The sequence below is a fragment of the Kitasatospora albolonga genome (assembly GCF_039535905.1).
GTDB classification, from domain to species: Bacteria; Actinomycetota; Actinomycetes; order Streptomycetales; family Streptomycetaceae; genus Kitasatospora; species Kitasatospora albolonga.
This window is the reverse complement of record NZ_BAAAYB010000001.1, coordinates 13,536-31,495: the sequence shown is the minus strand read 5'-3', so window position 1 is coordinate 31,495 and position 17,960 is coordinate 13,536. Positions and strand designations below refer to the sequence as shown.

At 67.2% G+C, this 17,960-nt stretch carries 11 protein-coding genes; 2 read left to right on the top strand and 9 right to left on the bottom strand.

Annotated features, from left to right (window positions below; translation table 11 throughout):
- The 3 genes from ABD946_RS00105 to ABD946_RS00095 all read right to left on the bottom strand — a co-directional run.
- Positions 1 to 940 (bottom strand): glycosyltransferase (locus ABD946_RS00105; protein WP_345278758.1); only part of this gene is annotated, 940 nt, incomplete at its 3' end.
- 11 nt (positions 941 to 951) lie between these two features.
- The gene (locus tag ABD946_RS00100) at positions 952 to 2,964 is read right to left on the bottom strand and encodes a radical SAM protein (RefSeq protein ID WP_345278756.1); all 2,013 of its coding nucleotides are present in this window, start codon (positions 2,962 to 2,964) and stop codon (positions 952 to 954) included.
- A 48-nt stretch (positions 2,965 to 3,012) separates the two neighbouring features.
- On the bottom strand, positions 3,013 to 4,803 hold the full coding sequence (locus tag ABD946_RS00095) for a hypothetical protein (RefSeq protein WP_345278754.1): 1,791 nt from the start codon (positions 4,801 to 4,803) through the stop codon (positions 3,013 to 3,015).
- Positions 4,804 to 5,154: 351 nt separating this feature from the next.
- On the opposite strand from ABD946_RS00095, the gene argS reads away from it, so the two are divergent.
- Together argS and ABD946_RS00085 are read left to right on the top strand one after the other, a co-directional pair.
- Entirely contained in the window at positions 5,155 to 6,915 is a 1,761-nt protein-coding gene (gene argS / locus ABD946_RS00090; protein WP_345278752.1) for an arginine--tRNA ligase, read from the top strand.
- A 61-nt stretch (positions 6,916 to 6,976) separates the two neighbouring features.
- The gene (locus ABD946_RS00085) at positions 6,977 to 8,893 is read left to right on the top strand and encodes an ATP-binding protein (RefSeq protein ID WP_345278750.1); all 1,917 of its coding nucleotides are present in this window, start codon (positions 6,977 to 6,979) and stop codon (positions 8,891 to 8,893) included.
- A 232-nt stretch (positions 8,894 to 9,125) separates the two neighbouring features.
- Here ABD946_RS00085 and ABD946_RS00080 read toward each other — a convergent pair whose 3' ends face one another.
- The 6 genes from ABD946_RS00080 to ABD946_RS00055 form a co-directional block, all read right to left on the bottom strand.
- A complete protein-coding gene (locus ABD946_RS00080; RefSeq protein ID WP_345278748.1) occupies positions 9,126 to 10,415 on the bottom strand; it encodes a DNA sulfur modification protein DndB in 1,290 nt (429 codons plus the stop codon).
- Positions 10,416 to 10,446: 31 nt separating this feature from the next.
- Positions 10,447 to 11,049: a hypothetical protein gene (locus ABD946_RS00075; RefSeq protein ID WP_345278746.1), complete on the bottom strand. Its 603-nt coding sequence runs from the start codon at positions 11,047 to 11,049 to the stop codon at positions 10,447 to 10,449.
- A gap of 145 nt (positions 11,050 to 11,194) precedes the next feature.
- The gene (locus ABD946_RS00070) at positions 11,195 to 12,028 is read right to left on the bottom strand and encodes a phosphoadenosine phosphosulfate reductase domain-containing protein (RefSeq protein ID WP_345278744.1); all 834 of its coding nucleotides are present in this window, start codon (positions 12,026 to 12,028) and stop codon (positions 11,195 to 11,197) included.
- A gap of 2 nt (positions 12,029 to 12,030) precedes the next feature.
- A complete protein-coding gene (locus ABD946_RS00065) occupies positions 12,031 to 15,591 on the bottom strand; it encodes a P-loop NTPase family protein (protein ID WP_345278742.1) in 3,561 nt (1,186 codons plus the stop codon).
- A complete protein-coding gene (locus ABD946_RS00060; RefSeq protein WP_345278740.1) occupies positions 15,588 to 16,688 on the bottom strand; it encodes a DUF4007 family protein in 1,101 nt (366 codons plus the stop codon). The genes ABD946_RS00065 and ABD946_RS00060 overlap by 4 nt, the downstream gene beginning before the upstream one ends.
- A gap of 53 nt (positions 16,689 to 16,741) precedes the next feature.
- Entirely contained in the window at positions 16,742 to 17,911 is a 1,170-nt protein-coding gene (locus ABD946_RS00055; protein WP_345278739.1) for a cysteine desulfurase family protein, read from the bottom strand.
- Positions 17,912 to 17,960: the final 49 nt, after the last annotated feature.

Sequence of the window (17,960 nt, the reverse complement as noted above, 5' to 3'; positions counted from 1 at the left end):
GGTTCTCCCACCACTGCGAGGGCACCAGCAGTGCCCGGGCGTCGGCCAGCAGCGGCCCGACATCGGCACGCGATGCCTGCGGGAGCCAGCGCACCCGAGGGTCAGCCGCGGCCAGGGCTCGCATCCGCTCCTCGTACGCAGTGTCGTCCGGCACGGTCGCGATCAGCAGCGGGAGCTCGGTGTCGGCGGCGCGGAAGGCGTCGAGGAGCAGGTGCAGTCCCTTCTCCGGGGAGCACCTGCCCAGGAACAGCAGGTACTGCCCGGCTGGTCCTGCCGTGGCGAGCGGCGCCCAGGCGGAGGGCAGCCCGTAGCAGGCCCGGTCGCGGACGACCTTGCCTTGGTCGACACCTGCCTTCGCCAACTCGGTGGCCTGGTGCGGCGTTTGCGTCCACACGGCCCGCGCCCGGCCGTTCAGCCAGGCCACGTTCCGTGCCCGCCAGTCGGCCACGTCACCGAGAGCGTTCGTCGGGGCGTTGAGGCAGCCGAGGCAGTCCCGGGACGCCGCGGTGGCGGTGCACTGCGTGCCGGTGGATCGGACGACGAGCTGGTGGTCGGGGCACACCGCGGTGTAGTCGGTCAGCGTCGCGACCACCGGCACCCCGCGCAGGGCCGGCACGTCGAGGAACTCCAGGCCGGTGCGGCTGAAGTGCAGCACGTGGACGAGGTCCACCGGGGGCCGCGCCGCGAGGAGCTGCTCGACGTGGCCAGCCTGCTCCGCCTCCTGGGCGCGCCACCCGGCCGGGTAGCCGTCGTCGAAGACCACCGGCAGGCTCAGGTACTCGTCGGCGGTCCGCAAGTTCGACAGTGGAGGTTCGCCTGCGGCGAGCCAACTGACGTGCAGCCCGCGGGCTTTGAGGGCCCGGGCGAGGTCGTCGGCGAGGATCTCCGTCCCGCCGGCGTTGTCGTCGGCGAACCGGTGAGTGGTGAGAAGGATCCGCACAAGTCACCCCCTCAGCAAGTGTTGCCCTGGAGACCGGCCCAGCGGCCGATCGGCGTGAGGCCCTCGGGCATCCGACCGTTCACACCCTCCGCACCCGGGCGTCCTTCGGCTTCCGGGCCGGAGAGGCGAAGCCTGCCGATGTGGGTGCGGTCGAGCACGGCGAACGGCTCGTGGAGGGTGAGAGCACTCCAGCCGCCGTCCTCGAAGTCCACGAACACGTTCACCCCGAGACCGGCCTGCCCGTCGCTCTGCTCGGGCAGCGGCAGCACGAGCCGCACCTGCGCCTCCTCCCAGGAGAGTTCGACGTCGTCGGCGTTCTCCCAGACGGGGTCGGGGTGGGGAATCCGCCGGAAGCGGTCGGCGGGAGCGCTGAGCCACCGCGCGCCGTCACGGGCGCACCGCAACTGCCGCTCGCCCGGCCACTGTTGGGCGGCGAGGTCATGCAAGGTGAAGGCCCTCTGGCCCAGCGGCTGCAGCCGGACTCGGACGCCGCGCACGGCATCCGGGGTGTCGCCCAGGTCCAGCTCCACTGCCAGCCCTTCAGCGCCCACGGTGAGCGTGGCGGAGAGATCGGCCGGGTTCACGAGTCCGCCGCGGACCCGGCCGGGCCCGCCGAGCGCGATGACCGACCGCTCGTCGGTCGGAGCCGGGTGCAGGCGGGCCGCCGGCAGGTAGTCCGCCTCGGGTGCCGCAGCGAGTGCCTCGTCGGTGAGCCCGTACGGGGACGGCAGCGCGTCCAGCACCTCGGGGTGCTCCTCCCGGAGCGTGACGACCAGGCGCACGGCCAGATCAGTGATGAACCGGATCAGGTCGCACTTGACCTCGTCGGGCTTGGTGATGTCCCCGTTCGCCAACACCGCCTGGTAGTAGCAGCCCCCGCCGCAGACGTACCGGGACGGGCAGGACGAGCACACGTCGCGCTCGTCGACCACGAGGTCAAGGTACTTGCGCCGCTCGCTGTCCTCGACGCCGGTGGAGGCGTGCCCGATGTGCCAGCCGGACTTCCCGATGAAGTGCGCGCAGGGGTAGAGGTTGCCGTTGGTATCCAGGTAGGTCCCGCTCTTGCCGGCTCCGCACCGGTAGACTTGCGCCGCCCGGTCCTTCACTCGGTAGAAGAACCGCATGAAGAAGTCCTCGGAGTTCAGGGCGAGCAGCCGGGCGAGGATGCCCTGCGGCGGCTGGGCGAGGATGTGGTCCACGAGCTCGGCGTAACCCTGGCGGAAGGCCGGAAGCGTGGCCGGGTTGAGGGCGTAGTCCTTGTCGTAGGTGGCGTTCACCGGCTTCATGTAGATGTTGCGGGCGCCGACGTCCTCGAAAAGGTGCCGGAAGATCGCGGTGAAGTCGGTGCAGTAGGCGGTGAGGACGGCGGAGACGCCCATGTCGGGGTGGCGGGCCAGCACCCGGTCCAGGACGGAACGCACGTGGTCGTACGTGCCGCCGCGGCCGTTGGTGTAGAAGCGGACCTTGTCGTGGACGTCCTTCGGGCCGTCCAGGCTGATGTCCTGGGGCGGGCCGAGCTTGTCGGCGAGTTCCGGCGTCATCGACAGGGTCGCGTTGGTGACCATGGGCCCTGCCCACACGACGCTGACCGGCGAGTCGGCGAGGCCTTCCTCGACCATGGTGTGGACCGCGTCGTGCATGTGGCGCACCAGCATGGTCTCGCCGGCCAGGCCGAAGTCGACGCGGCTGTAGCGCGCCTCCTCCTCGACGAGCCGCCTTCGGTGGGTGGCGAGGCCCTGCACCACCGTCTCCAGCGGGATCGTGACGGGCTTGGCGTCGGCGTGGACCCGGTCGCGGAAGGAGCAGTAGGTGCAGCCCATGTTGCAGGAGTCGGTCAGGGAGAGCTGGGCCTGCGGGTAGGCCTCGCGGTACTCGGTGATCTGGTGGACCGGCTCCAGATCGCCGCAGGGGCAGGGCTGGTGCGGGGCGGTGATCTGGCCGCCGCGGACGTGGAAGACATAGCCGTCGGCGAAGGAGATGTGCAGGGTATCGCTGGTGGAGTGCGTGAAGGCGTCGCTGATCACGGTTGACCTCTCAGGTTGAGATGGCGCGGATCGGTGCGGATCGGAAAATCAGGGCTGCTGGGGACCTGGCAGAGCGAGCCGGTGGCGCAGGTGGTCCAGCCGTTGGGCGAGGTGGAAGCACTCGCGCTCCGCGTCCTCGTCAGCTGCCTGGGCTGGGCTGCTGGCCTCCCGCAGGGCGAACGTGCGGTGCAGGAGATCGCGTAGTTCGGCAGTCTCTCGGTCGCCGATCAACCGGGGCAGGACGGACAGCTGCTGCTCCAGCGTCGCGGGCTGCGGGGAGAGCGCCGGGTCGGTGAACACGAGCCGTGCCAGTGCGGCCCGGGATTCGAACCAGAGGTACTTGGCGGTGTGCTCGCGGCCCTGCTGCTCGTACTGGCTCGGCCGGCCGAGCGCACCTGCGGTGGGGGCTGGCAGGAACGCGGTGGTCCAGCCCGGGTCGTGGTGGGCGGCGCCGGGGCGGCGGAGTTCGCACCACTCGTGGAGGTCGCGGCTCGTGTGGCCGTCGGCGCTGACGAGGTCGCGTTCGGTCGGCCGCGCGGCGGAGCCTTCCGCGGCCAGCCCGAGGCAGCCGAGTGCCTCGATCACGAGGTCCTCCGCAGGCTGGTATCCGGCCGGGAACTCGGCGGAGCTCAGCTCGAAGTCGACGTCACTGCCAAGGCCCAGGACTCCCTGGGCGCACGAGCCGCGCAGGAGCAGATCCAGATCCTCGCGCGCCAGGGCGGCCAGCACGACACGAGCGAGACGGCCGGTGATCTCCTCGGCAACCTCTGCCCGTGCGCAGGCCGCGGGCCATCCGCCTGTGGAGGCCAACTCGGCAATCCTCGAGGCCAGTTGCCGCAGCGGTACGACGCCGGCCGGACGATCACCCTCGGCAGCCGAGAACAGTTCGATCACCCAGCCGCGACCCAGCTCCTCCAGCTCGGGCCCGGTCGGCCGGGGGTACTTCACCAGATGGTGCAGCCGGCCCAGCAGCGCGGCGTAGGCACTCTCACCGTGGTGCTCGCGCAGCCGCGCGGTCAGCACGGCGTGCAGGACGCCGAGCTGCGGCGGGAGGACGTCCTCGGCGAGGTGGCCCAGGTGGGCCGCGCTCGCCGGCACAGCCTCGGCCACTGGGAGCTCGCTGACGAGCGTCACCTCGATACCTTGTCGGCGTACCTCTCGCCGCGAGGTGCCCGCGGGTAACCAGTTGGCCAGGATGGTCTCAAAGCCGTCCAACTCCGGTTCGCCAGAAGGCATGGAGGCCGGGATGCGGTCCCGGAGCCGCAAGTCGTGCCCGAAGAGGTCCGACCAGGCGATGTCCCACTTCATCAAGGTCAGCAGGTCAGGTTCCGCGCCAGCCGGTACGAGGAGCGCGTCCTCCCAGTCGATGAGGATCACCCGGCCGTCGCGGCCGAACATGTTCCGCGGGATGCACCCGGACGCTTCGACGCCGCGAGCCAGCAGGGCCGTGAGGAGTTCCACGACAGCCTCACCGGAAACCTTCAGGGCGGCGGCCGGCAGCGCCGAGACGGGACGGCCAAGGTAGGGGGACACCAGCGCAGCTCGCTGGTGCGGGAGTTGGACGATCTCGGGAACGCAGACCTGAAGGTTGCCGAAACCGGGAACCGACAGGCCGTCAAGACGCTGGGCGGCACCAGCGGCCAGGCGCTGCTCCGCGACTGCCGCCTCGGTGGAGCGCAGCTTCGCGACGACCTCGCGCCCCTCGTGGCGCAAACGGCGCACCAGCCCGGCGACGTCGACGAATCCGGGGTGCTCGAACTCGGCTGCGCGGTCTGGCTGTTCGAACGCACACTGCACTGACATGGCGAGTTCCCGCGCATCACCTGCACCATCGGACAAGCCCCTCACCTCGCTCCCCTCCCGAGCGCCGCACGCAGACTTGCCACCGTAGCCGGTCGGTCACGTTGCGTTCGATCGATTTAGCGAATTGGCCGAGCCGCCATCACTGCCAATAAGCGGAATGGCCGCCATCATTTTCTGATGATCATTCAGGGGTGGTGGGCTCAGCCCCTGTTGGGCGATCTTGCCTTGTGGTAGAGGTGGTCAGCGGCTGAGGTTAATCAGTCCGACGGCCGAGAGGGCATGGGATACTCGAAAGGCGGCACCGACCGTCCTGGGGGTGCCGCTGGTGTGCGACTCCGCGCGGCTCGTTCACGGCTCCGCCTTCTCACAGAAGTGGTCTCTCCTTCTATGGCTACGGTCCTCTCCATCGCCGACACGGTGCGGCAGCGCTTCACGCAGGCGCTCTCCACCGCGTTCCCCGACACCGCGGACAGCGACCCCCAGCTGCGACGAAGTGACCGCGCCGACTTCCAGGCCAACGGCATCATGAGCCTCGCCAAGCCCCTGCGGGCCAACCCGCGCGAGGTCGCCGCGCGTGTCCTGGAGAACCTGGCTGCGGACGAGGTGATCGCGAGCCTGGAGGTCTCGGGCCCGGGATTCATCAACGTCACCGTCACGGACACCGCGATCCTCGACCGGCTGGCCGCCCGCGCCGCGGACACCCGGCTCGGAGTCGGCAGCAGCGCCGAGCCCGGGGTCACGGTGATCGACTACAGCCAGCCGAACATCGCCAAGGAGATGCACGTCGGCCACCTGCGCTCGACCATCATCGGCGACGCCCTGGTGCGGACGCTGGAGTTCTCCGGCGAGAAGGTCATCAAGCGCAACCACCTCGGCGACTGGGGAACCCAGTTCGGCATGCTCATCCAGTACCTCGTCGAACACCCGGACAAGCTGGACGAAAGCACCGATCCGGCAGAGTCCGGCCCCTCGATGTCCCGCCTGAACCGCCTCTACAAGGCCTCGCGTGCCCTGTTCGACAGTGATGCCGACTTCGCCGACCGTTCCCGCCGGCGTGTGGTCGACCTCCAGGCCGGCGACGCTCAGACCGTCGCATCCTGGCAGCGGATGGTCGACGAGTCGAAGCTGTACTTCGAAGCCGTCTACGCGAACCTCGGCGTCCTCCTCGAAGACACCGACGCCATCGGCGAGAGCTACTACAACCACATGCTCGCCGACGTGTGCGCCGACCTCGAGGCCTCCGGGGTAGCGGTGCGCTCCGACGGCGCGCTGTGCGTCTTCTTCGACGACATCAAGGGCCCCGACGGCGAGCCGACCCCGCTCATCGTCCAGAAGAGCGACGGCGGCTACGGCTACGCCACCACCGACCTCGCCGCCATCCGCGACCGCGTCGGAATGCTCGGCGCCGACCAGCTCCTCTACGTCGTCGACAGCCGCCAGGCCCTCCACTTCCAGATGGTGTTCGAGACCGCCCGGCGCGCCGGCTGGCTCCCCGAGAACGTCCGAGCCCTGCACCTGCCGTTCGGCACCGTCCTCGGCAAGGACGGGAAGCCCTTCAAGACCCGCTCCGGCGAGACGGTCCGCCTGATGGACCTCCTCGACGAAGCCGTCGACCGGGCCCGTGCCGTCGTCGCCGAAAAGAGCCCCCAACTCGCGGCCGGGGAACTCGAGGACCGGGCACGCCAGGTCGGCATCGGCGCGGTCAAATATGCCGACCTCTCCACCTCCCGCACCCGCGACTACGTCTTCGACACCGACCGCATGGTCTCCCTCAACGGCGACACCGGTGCCTACCTCCAGTACGCCTATGCCCGCATCCAGTCCATCCTGCGCAAGGCCCCCGAAGGCACCACCCCGACGGCCTACCGCGACCTGGCCCTGGAGCCGGCCGAGCGCGCCCTCGGCCTCCTCCTCGACGAGTTCGGCGCCACCATCGACCTCGTAACCGAGACGTTCGAACCCCACCGCCTCTGCGCCTACCTGCACAGCCTCGCGGCGGCGTACACCACCTTCTACGAGCACTGCCCCGTCCTCAAAGCCCCCAGCCGCGAGGTCACGGAGACCCGCCTCCTGCTCTGCCAGCTCACCGGCCAGACCCTCCGGCAGGGCATGGACCTCCTCGGCATCGGCACACCTGAGAGGCTCTGAGCCGGACCCAAGTGGCCAGGCCACCCATTCTCAATCTCTGAACAAGCAACAGAGGATCCCGGTGACAGACACGTACGACCTCCTGAGCCCAGAGTCTCTCTCAGAGAATTACATCCACCAGCTCAGGCAAACGATCGACGCCTACCTCCCCCAGCACGTCTTCGTCGGCGAGGTCCTGCAGAACGCCCTCGACGCGGTTCGCGAAACAGCCGGAGGCAAGCACAAAATTGATCTCGCGATCGACTTTGACAGTCGGGAGGTGACGATCAGGGACGACGCTGACGGGTTCCCAAACGAACCAAAACTGCTCTTCCTGGGCGGCGGCAAGAAGGCGGGAAGGAAGCTGGCCGGGCAGGTAGGCGTCGGGCTGAAGGTCGTTCTTTTCAGCTCAGAGGCCTTCACTCTCCGATCCAGGACGGCCCAGGGCGCCTTCAAGTTCTCGGTGAACGGTGCAAGCTCTTTCGACAGCCCACCAGAAGCCCGCCCGAACCTCACGATGCCCAGGACATTCGAGCCGGACTCGGCCCCACTGGACGCCATCGGGACGGAAATAAGCTATCGCTTCGCCCAGGATTCCAGGGTCCTCGAAAGCTACCTCCAAGAGATCGAAACCGAAGCCCTGCCCAGGGGGCTGCGGTCCGAATTCGTTCAGACACTGACGAACGCCGTACAGAGCGGGAGGTATCCCACGCGGTTCGCCGCCCTTCTGGCCTGCGACCTGAAGCGGTTCTCCTACCTGGGCATGACAGAGCTCCCCAACACCCTGCGGGACACCGTAGTCACCATCACGGTAAAGTGCGCCAGTCCGGTCGCCACTCTCGGCAACACGATCGGCGAGCTCTTTGACGGCAAGGACAACTTCTCCTTCCATGTACCGGTCGGATACCTGGACATGGCGGAAACGGTGTCCTGGGCAAAGCCTCCGAAGCCTGCTCCGTACGCCCAGAACCTCGGCGCCGGCGGCGTGGACCTATTCAAGGTACAAAACGGCTTCAACGTCACCGAGTATCGCACCGTGGAGGATTTCGAAGCCCTCCTGATGAACGCCCGTGGGAAGCTCCCCGACGAAATCGACTCGTTTCGGCGACTGCTTTTCCCGAAGATTAACGTGATCCGCCTCACGGTAGCCAGGATTCCCCATTTCGAGCGTTACCTCCCCGGTGGAAGTCAGCGCGTGTTCAGCGCCAACGGCGTAGTGACCCGGCACTCCCCCGATCTGACCAAGGGGCGAAACCAGCAGTACGTCCGCTGCTTCGATATCGTCGTCGATGTCGACGCGGAGCTCAACTACGGCAAGACGCACCTCAAGAACATGCGACTGGTCGGCCTGCTGAAGAATTTCGTCAATGAGGCGTACCGGTCAACGATTCAGAACGCCGCTTCCCGCTTCGTCGGAAAGGCCGACCCGTTCCAGGACGATGAACGGTCGGCCGCCTTCTGGTCGAGGAAGGATCTGAAGCGACCGGAGCTGACAATCAAGAAGGTGCCCGCCGACGAGAACGACGTGATCGCCCTCTTCTTCGAACTGGCGGGCCAGGGAAGGTTCCCCCAGTTCCAGTGGTACGGCCTCTCACAGCGCGACCGGTACGACGCCCGGGCAGTAATCAAGCGTCTCGGCGATTCGGAACAGGTCTTCGACAATCTCATCGAATCCGCTCTGCGCGTAGTTGAGTTCAAAATCCGCGCCGGGGCTGTCACACAGGATTTCGATCGCGAGGACAAGAACCCCAGAGATATCGATCTCATCATCGCCTACGAGGAAGGCACATCCACTTCTCCCCAGTTCCAGTTCCTGGACCTGGCGGACTCGGACATGCAGGATCGGTACCCCGAGCGCGTGTTCCCTCATGTGAAGAGGGTCCTCAGGGACACTCAGTCCGGGTATGAGGTCCAAGTCCTCCTTCTCCAGGACTGCCTCGAGGATTTCTTCCCGCCGCCGCCGCCGCCCGCGGCACCCGACGACGCCATCGACGAATAGCCTGAGATTTTCGGTGCCTCCGCAGCCTTGAGGTTCGCCAAGGCGCCGACGGTCGCGGCCGGCGCGGCAGCGGCACCAGCCGACTCGCTCCCGGCCGGGACTGCCCCGGTCGACGGAACAGGGGCTTGACCGTCCACCCGGGACGGTCAAGCCCCTGTTCCGTCGACCGGAAGGCTCCAGGTCCGGTGCCCTGGATACCCAGTGGGCGCCGGGAACGTCTATCCGGGAGCCATCAATCAGCGTCGACCGGCAGGAGCGAGAACAATTCCTCAGCCGATACCGGGTACTTGCTCTTCATGACGTCGTGGTAGGCGCGGAGTGCCCTGGTGATCTGCGCCTTGGAGCGGGGGGCGATGTGCACCAACAGGAGGTCGTAGAACAGCTGGGAGTTTCCGCTGGCCATCTTGCCCTTGGTCTTCCCCTCGGGGGTCTCGATCCACATGGAGGAGAACGGTGCCGAGGTCATCTTCCAGTCGAGTGCGGACAGCCTCTTCATCACCTCCTGCCATTCCAGGGCGCCCTGCTCAAGTACGTGATGCACGGCCTTCGCCACCTGGGCCTGGATCGCCGGCCGCATGAACGGGTGCCCCGCGCCGTCGCGCCCCTTGGGCGCCCTCAGATCCTTCGGTGACACCGCGGCCAGGTAACGCTGCTGCATGTTCCCGCACGCTTCGAGGAGCTCCTGCAAGCGGACGCTGAGAACCTTGAAGCTGTCGTCGAGGACCTCGTCGGTTACCCGCTGCTTGGTCTGCTCGTTGGCGCAGGGGAGGTCATAGCCGATTTCCTTGACGATGTCGTAGAGCACACCGATCGTGGTCCAGGCGGGACTTGATGCGCTGACGGAGCGCTGGGCGAGGACGAGCTCACCGTCCTGGCCGACCTTGCTGAACACGAGCACGACCTTCTCGCGCTTCAGGAAGTCGTCCTCGTCGAGCAGACGCCTGGTGAGGATGGCGAAGCTGTCGTCCTCGTCGAGTGCGATGTTCTCCTGCAGGTTGGTGCTCTTGGCGTTCCGGTTGATGTTGGTGAAGAGCCGCCGGGTGCGCCGGCGTCCGTCGTCGGTGTCGAAGTGGGGAACGACGATGACGTTGATATCCTCGCTGCCCAGGGCCGGGTTCTGCTTGATCGCGTCCTTGATGGCCTTGAGCCGGTGCTGCCCGTCAAGGGCGAAGAACTGCTGGGTGCCGTCGAAGGTCAGGACGCCGAAGTTGCGGTCAAGTCCCTGAAGGACAGCCTGGCTTTCCGTGTCCATCGTGACGGTGTGGTAGTTGGGGTCCCCTCCCCACACCGCGATGATGAGGGCGCCGAGGAAGCGGTTCTCGTTGGTGAGCAGGTACTCGGTGATCTCCGCGGTGCGGGCACCGACCCCGCGCTGGATCATGGTCCCAAGGTCCCGGTTGCCGCCGAGCTCGTGCGCGAAGTTGACCTCCCGCGCCACCTGGGCGTAGCTCATCAGGCAGGAGTAGTAGGTCCAGTTGCCCACGGTGGCTTTGAAGGCCGGGACGAACGTCTTGGACGTCATGAAGTACCTCGTTGTCAGGAGCGATGCGGGGCTAGGAGCGGAAAGCCGGCTTGGGTGTGGGGCTGAGTCGACCACGTAGCAGGGGGCCGCCTTGAATGTTGATCGGCGGGTTGTACAGGTGGAGCAGGCGTTCCTCCAGATTCTTGATCATCGACCGGTCGTCGATGGTCGCGAACCAGTACTCCAGGGGGCGCAGGGCGAGGTAGTGGGTGAGGCGGTCGTGCCGGTTGGTGGGCGGCTCCCGGGTCCAGAGATTCTCGGGATTGCCGCGCAGGTGCTTTCGGTAGTCCCGGTACCTGTTCCTCAGCGTGTTGCCCATCTGACCGGCACCGCCGGCGTGTCCGATGTAGAGGACTTGGTGGAAGCTGGCTGCGGTCCGGTCCGCCATCGACAGCTTGATCGATGGTGACCAGACGAACATGTAGAGGCCCGGCTGGTCCGGTATCGCGTCGACGATCCCTTCCGTGGCCTTGAGCCGTTCCCATGGGGAGGCGAGACGCTTCAGGTCGTCCTGAAGGACTTGATGTGCCGGCACGTCCAGCATCGGTGTGATGCCAAGCTGAATCTCGAGAGCGGGACTGGCGCCCAGGCGGTGGCGGTTGACCGCGCGCGCGATGGTATCCGGTGTCGCCATTCCTGGTTGCTCCGACTGAGTGACGGTGTGTGATGGGCGCATACATCCTTACACGCAGCACCGACAGCTGGAGCAAGGAGGCGCAAAAGTGCCCGGCAGGTGACTTTTTGTCATCCGCCAGGCACTTTGGGTGCATTTCACATGTTTAGAGGTGGCAGACCGAGCAGCCGGCCTCGTCGTCGTCGGCGTCGAGGGCGTCGGAGAGGACCTCGAGCAGTGGCCTGTTGGGCTTGATCCGCTTCGCGGCTCGGGCGAGGTTGGCCTCGTGATTGGCCTGGATCTCCTCGCGGCGCTCTATCAGCTCGTGCAGGGACTCACCCTGGGACCAGGTGTAGTCGCGGCCTTGCATAGCGGTGCTCTGGTGGCGGACCTTCTCCTCGTAGGCGACGGCCTTGTCGAAGAGTTCGGGGTGGCGGTCCTTGAGGCCGAGCCACTCGTGCTTGCGCTGAAAGAAGCAGAAGTAGCAACCGGAGCGAGTACGCCACTCGTAGTAGGCCGGCAAGCCGGTGCCAGCCTCGTCAAGGATGCGGCTTACACCTGCCCGGTCGATGCCGTCCTCGCGGAAGGGGAAGACCGCAGTGATGTTGGGCTTGGTGCTGACGTAGCCGAGGCGATTCTCGTCAGCGCGGATGGCGACGTAGGAGATGACCTCGTCGTCGCCGATCCAGTCCTCAAGTGGCTTGATCTTCAAGTTCTTGGTGCACCAGCGCATCTGGGGGCTGGGCAGGGTGCCCTGGTAGACCTCGAGCCAGTGGTCGAAGTCGCGGTCGGTATTCAGCCGGGTGATCGGCTTGCCGACGGCGGCCTCGAGCTTGTTGAGGTACTCGTACGTCTCCGGCAGCTCGGCACCTGTATCGCAGAAGAAGTACTCCATCTCCGGCACGCGGTCACGCATGTAGATGGCGAGGGCAGAGGAGTCCTTACCGCCGGACAGGCCCATGACGTGCCGGACCTTCTTTCCGGAAGCGGTGTCGGTCATGGTCACTCCATCCTCTCAAGTTCGCTGGTGGCGGGGTCGGTGACGCGCTGGGCCAGGGCGGCGAGCAGGATTCGAGCGCCGTCAGGGCCGAGCGCCTTCTCAGCCTGCTCCAGGACACTGACAGCCAGGTTCTCGGCTTCCCGCTCGGCCTGCTTCGGCAGGTAGATCAAGGTGCGCTGTTCCGCCCCGTCCCTGTCGGTCAGGGTGAGCAGGCGGGCTTCGAGCCCCTCTTCGCCGTCTGCAGGAGCATCGCTTCTGTACAGGTGGCTGACGCGGTCGAGGGCACTGGCCATCTCTCGCACCCGGCGGCCGAAGACTGCGACGTCGTTGTCTGACCAGTCGCCGAGGGCGGCATGGGACAAGCGGACGATCATCGGGTCCAGCCAGTCCTCGTCCGCCAGGTACTCATTGAGCGCTATGGCGACGAAACCGCGCAGCTCCAGGCTGAGCGAGACACCTGCAAAGCCCTTCAGCCGGGCCGCCAGTGCCTTGCGCAGCTTGGGCAGCGAGGACGGCAGGCGGAACTCGCGGCTGATCGTCTCGACCGCTTCCGCGCGCAGAGCGCGGTCGGCTCCGGCGATCTCGTCGGCCGCGGCGGCGAGCCGGTCGACGTAGCCCTTGTTGCCCGCCGTGCTCTTGCGGAGCTCGGAGGTGATCGGCTCCAGGCCGAGCGCCTGGGGAAGCACGTGGAAGAGCAGCTCGTCCGGATCCTGCGCCGTGAATAGGGCAGAACGGACGGCGAGAGCGTCCTTACTAAGGCGTTGCGTGCGGCGGGCATAGGGAGTGAGCACCATGACCCGTTCCAGCAGCGCGCGGGTCACCGCGAGCAGCGCAGGGTTGCGCAGGGCCTGGGAACGGGGCGGCTCCACCTTGAGCGCCAGCGAGAGGTTCTTGACGACACTGTGCCGAAGCCCCTCACCGACGGGCGTGGCCTTGACGGAGAAGCGGCCGGGAGACTTCACCATGCGCTCGACCACGTCAGGCGTGAGCCGCGGCAGGTAGGAGCCGTCCTCGAACAGAGCTACGTCGTGGCTGCGCAGGATGAGGGCGGTCACGACCAGCAGGGGAACGACGCCGGCCTTCACGCCGTACGGCGGCACCATGATGACCCGGAAGATCCGCTCGAGGCTGGTGCGCTCGTGGGCCTCGCTCAGCGCCGTCTCAAGGGCGTTCCACGCCTCGTGGGTATGGGTGTGAGCGGGGCCAGGGCGAGAGAACCCGTAGGGCAGTAGCGAGGACGATGCCTGGTCGGCAGCGGCAGGGTTCTCGCGGTGCAGACCCATGTAGGCCAGTGCACCGCTGTACATCGATCGTTCGGCCGGGAATTTGACGATGCCCAGGTGCGGTTCGCCGGACTTCTGCAGCATCGCGGTCAGCAGCTCGCGGCGGCCCTTGGCGCCCTGGCTGGTCAACTCGTGGCGGCCGATGATCTCGTTGCGGATGTGCGGTGTGTGGGGGAAGACCCGGTCGCAGGCGGTGGATGCGAGCGAACTCAGGCTGCGACCCTCGATCACTTCTCCGTCCTCGGCGTCGGCGGCGATGCCGGAGCGCCACAGCCGCCAGGTCGCGCGCTGTGTGGGAGGGAAGAAGGCGGCGCTGAGAAGTTCCAGCAACTCGCGCTTCGCGCCGGACGTGCGTTCGCTGATCTCTCGCCTGGCAACGAAGTCGAGGGTCTTGTCGCGCTGCAATTCCTCCAGCGCGACGAGGTTGAAGGCGGCCCGCAGGACGAGGTCGGGCTCCTCTGTGACGCCGAGGACCACGGGCTGGGAGGACTCGACGACGGGCCTGTCCTCGATCCCGCCGAGGTGGAAGACCAGGAGGCCGTCGGCGTGGTCGGCGAGTGCGTCCGGTCCCTTGAGCTGCTTGGTCTGCGCTGTGGTGATCTGGACGAAGAGGGCGCGGAGCATGCCCGTGACCTGGCTGTGCCTGCCGGCGGCCACTGCGACGGGGAGGTAGTCGCCGAGGCGCTGGGCAACCACGGTGTCGTCGAGGTGGCTGAGTGTCTCCTTCAGGCGCCCGTCGATGTCGACGTCGCTTCCGCGCCAGGCCCGGTACTCGCCGTTGAAGCGCCGATGGACCAGGAAGCCACGGGCTACCAGGCTGTTGAGCTGCTCTTCGAGGACAGCGAACGCCTTCGGATCAGCGGCCTCGCCGGGCTCGTGCAGGGCGTAGTAGACCATCGCCGCGGTCGCCCGCAGGGCGCCGTCCTCGTCGATCAGGTTGAGCATGCCCACCGTGCGCAGCAAATTCTGATCCGCGGCGGACAGGCCGTTGGCCTGGGTGACGCGCGACTCGATCTCGATCCACTTACTGGCGTTACTCGAGGCGAGCAGCGAGGTCCGACCAGAGTCGAGGAAGAAGTCATACAGCTGTGGCAGCTTGACCGTGCTGGCACGGCGAGGCTTGTCGGTGGAGTGCATCGCCAGCGAGCGACGGACGGTGTTGGGCTCGTCGTTGTTGAGGAACCCGGTCAGGCTGCGGTCGTGCTGGCCGATCTGCGATGCGAGGAACGGTGCCGCAGCAGCGGTCAGGGGGTGGAGGGGGTAAAGGTCCGCGAAGTCCTGTGCCTTGAGGACGACGACGTCGTTGAGGCCGTGATCACGCCAGGTAGTCTCAGCCGCCTCGGCATAGGCCGAGATCAGCTTCTGGCCGGCCGCGGGCACCTCGGACTGATCGAGGCGGCGACGCATCAGCTGCACGGCGTCGCCAAGGTGCGGGGCGAACGTGATGTCCTCGAACCGGCCCTGGATCTTCGCCCATTCGCGGGTCTGCAGTTCGCTGGACTGTCCCGCATAGTTCATAAACGACATGTGCTGAAGGGTCATCATGAACAGCGGCAGGCCCTTGGGGCCGGCGCTCTTCTCGGCCAGCTCCTGCAACAGGAACAGGTCCGCTTTGGCAGTGGCGAACTGGCTGTGTCCCGCGAGGTGTTCGAGGGTCTTGCCGAACTCGTCGATGACCAGTAGCAGCGGCTGCTGCGCACACAGGGCGGTCACTGCGGCGATGACGTCCGCGGGCTCGGCGGCCGTAGGGTCTTCGCATCGTGCCAGCGCTGTGGAGACCGACTTGGGCATGCGGGTCGGCCATCGACGCTGGGCCGCGGTGCGCAGGGCCCGGGACAGGGTGTTAACGAGCGGTTCGCGGCGGGCGGTGGCAACGGCCCCGAGGAAACCGGCCGGTGCCAGCTCGTCGCGGGCTGCCGCAATCCGATGGGCCAGCCCGGCACTGGTGCCGGCCAGAACCTCCTGCGCTTCGGCCCGGCGCCCTAGGTCGTGACCGAGGAGGGCGTCGATGAGGTTGACGAGGGTGGACTTGCCCGAGCCGTATGCACCGGTGAGCGACCACGAGCGGGGGCGGCGAAGGTCACCGAGGGAGTTGGCCAGGCGGTCGAGCACGTCGAGCGCCCGGGTACCCACGTAAGGCGAGTAGAGCTCGTCGAGGACGTCTCGTTCCACATTGGTGGAGCGCATCCGGGAACCGACGAGTTGGATGCCGGCCGGGAACTCGGTGCCACCGGAGGTCTTACGGGCGGTCTTGGGCCGCGAGGGGGTCTCGGTGGTCACTCGGAGGTCTCCTCGATCAGGGGGAGCTGCTGCTCAACGGTGCTGCGGAGCTCCCGGGCCTCGGCGGCGGCGAGCTTGGGGTAGGAGCGGGCCCACTCTGCCCGGGTGGGGAAGCCCGGCTGCTTGCGGACGTGGTCGTACTGGGCGTCCAGGACGTCCCAGGCGAGCTCGAAGGGGTTGGAGGCGAAAACGAGGCTGCGCTGGCCGACAGCTTCGACGAGCTGCAGGCCGGGCACGGTGGCCGCGACTCGCTCCAGCGCCGCTGCGATGTCGGGCTCGCGGATGCGGAAGGCTCGCCCGGGGGCGCCGGGCTCGTTGGCGAGCCGGGCAAGGGAGATGGATCCGGCCTGGCGCGTGGTGGTGGAGGCGTAGTCCAGGCAGGCGTAGGCGACGATCCGGTCCGGCAGGGTGACGCGGGTACCGGTGGTGAACTCCCACTCCGTGCGACCCGAGACTGGTTGTTCCACGGTCTCGATCAGCCCGAGCTCGCGGAACTGACAGGCCAGCAAGTCCTCGAGTGCGCCGGGTGCGCCGCTCTTGGCGCGCTTCGCCGGGACGTACATCTTGGTGATGCACTCGACGTCCTTCTTGATGGACCCCTCCGCCGGTGCGCCCTCGTAAGAGAGGTTCACGTGGCGCACGATCAGCTCGATGAGGTCCTTCTCGGAGAATCGCGCGAACGGGGCGAGCTGGAAGGCGACGTACCAGGACGGTACCCAGCTCTTGGCACCTGGTCGGGAGCTCAGCAGCCACCAGTGCAGCAGCCACAGGCTGCCCTGTTCTTCGAGGTACGGGTCGGCGCCGTCCTCGTCAAGAAGCCAGCGTGCCTCCCACGTGGGGTACGAGAGGAATGCGCGGGAGTTGCTTTCCTCGCCGTAGTGCTCTCGTGTCAGCTTGAACGCCCGTGACCAGTAGCGCATGGAATTGACCATGTTCTTACCCACACCGAGAAGAACCGTGGCGTCCTCTGCGAGGAACACCTCCGGGTTCTCCTTCACCTGCATGTAGGCCTTATGGAGCCACCCGAAGCGCGGCGCGAACGTCTCGTGCCGCGAGAAGGAGGGGAGAGCGGCTTCCGCGAGCCGGCTGTCTGACATGCGAGGTGTTCTCCGGGTCTGTTCAGGCTTGGATGATCTTTGAGTGAGGTGAGCTATATCGCAGGTGCTAGGGCGGCCCGGACTTGTTGGACCGCTCGGACCGTGGAGGACACGGCTCGCTCGACGTCGTGGGTGGTCGTGGCGTACCCCAGGGAGAACCGGATGGTGCTGTCTGCCTCTTCCCGGCTGCGTCCCATGGCCAGGAGCACGTGGCTCGGGCTGGGCGCGCCGGAGGAGCAGGCGCTCCCTTCCGAAGCTGCCACATCCGGCATTGAAGCGAGAACCGCGTCTGCCGGAGCCCCGCGGAACGTGATACTGGTCACGCCGGGCAGGCGTAGTCCCGTTGATCCGTTGATCCGGCAGTCGCTGATCTGTTCAACGAGTGCCTCCTCCAGCGCGTCACGCAGCCGCGTGACGCGGTTCGCTTCGTCGCCCAAGGCGAGGCGGGCTGCTTCGGCAGCCGCCCCGGCGCCGGCGATGCCTGCCACGTTCAGGGTGCCGGCCCGCCAACCCCGCTCCTGCCCGCCCCCGACCAGAAGCGGGCGGTAGGGCAGGGGGGCGCCTCGGCGGACGAACAGTGCACCGACTCCCTGTGGGCCGCCGAACTTGTGCGCGGACAGCGACAGTAGGTCGACATCGATCTCGGCGAGATCGATCGGCAGTCGGCCGACCAATTGTGTCGCGTCGGTGTGAACCAGAGCTCCGGCCTCGTGGGCAGCTTCCACGATCGGCTCGAGGTCTGTTAGCACGCCCGTCTCATTGTTGGCTGCCATGAGCGATACGACGGCAACCGCGCCGTGGGCGAGCGCCTTGTGGAGGGCGGCCGGATCCACCAGGCCGTCGGTGTTGACGGGAAGGACGACGAGCGATCCGGGCGCATCGGAGGTCAGAGCCTTCGAGGCCTCCAGGACTGCCGGGTGTTCTACCGTGCTTGTCACCAGCCGGCCCCCCGCGGAAAACGCTGCCCGCAGAGCGAGGTTGTTCGCCTCGGTGGCGCCGGAAGTAAAGATGATCTCCCCAGGAGAGCAGTTCAGGAGCGCGGCGACCTGACGACGCGCCAGGTCGACGCGGTCGGCGGCGTCCCGGCCGGATCGGTGCGTGCTCGAGGCGTTGCCGACCGTGCGCATCGCGGCCACGGCAGCTTCAAGAGCTTCGGGGCGCGCGGGGGCCGTGGCGTTGTAGTCGAGGTAGACCGGAGCCACGTCAGGCGACTCGAATGTCATGTTCCACCCCATTTCGCTCTGCTCTGGCCGATCGACTGGTGAGGCTTCT

Bases quoted from the DNA above. Each gene is read 5' to 3' on its own strand.
- ABD946_RS00075 (WP_345278746.1), bottom strand. From the start codon at position 11,049: ATGGCGACACCGGATACCATCGCGCGCGCGGTCAACCGCCACCGCCTG.
- ABD946_RS00055 (WP_345278739.1), bottom strand. From the start codon at position 17,911: ATGACATTCGAGTCGCCTGACGTGGCTCCGGTCTACCTCGACTACAAC.
- ABD946_RS00070 (WP_345278744.1), bottom strand. From the start codon at position 12,028: ATGACCGACACCGCTTCCGGAAAGAAGGTCCGGCACGTCATGGGCCTG.
- argS (WP_345278752.1), top strand. From the start codon at position 5,155: ATGGCTACGGTCCTCTCCATCGCCGACACGGTGCGGCAGCGCTTCACG.
- ABD946_RS00060 (WP_345278740.1), bottom strand. From the start codon at position 16,688: ATGTCAGACAGCCGGCTCGCGGAAGCCGCTCTCCCCTCCTTCTCGCGG.
- ABD946_RS00080 (WP_345278748.1), bottom strand. From the start codon at position 10,415: ATGACGTCCAAGACGTTCGTCCCGGCCTTCAAAGCCACCGTGGGCAAC.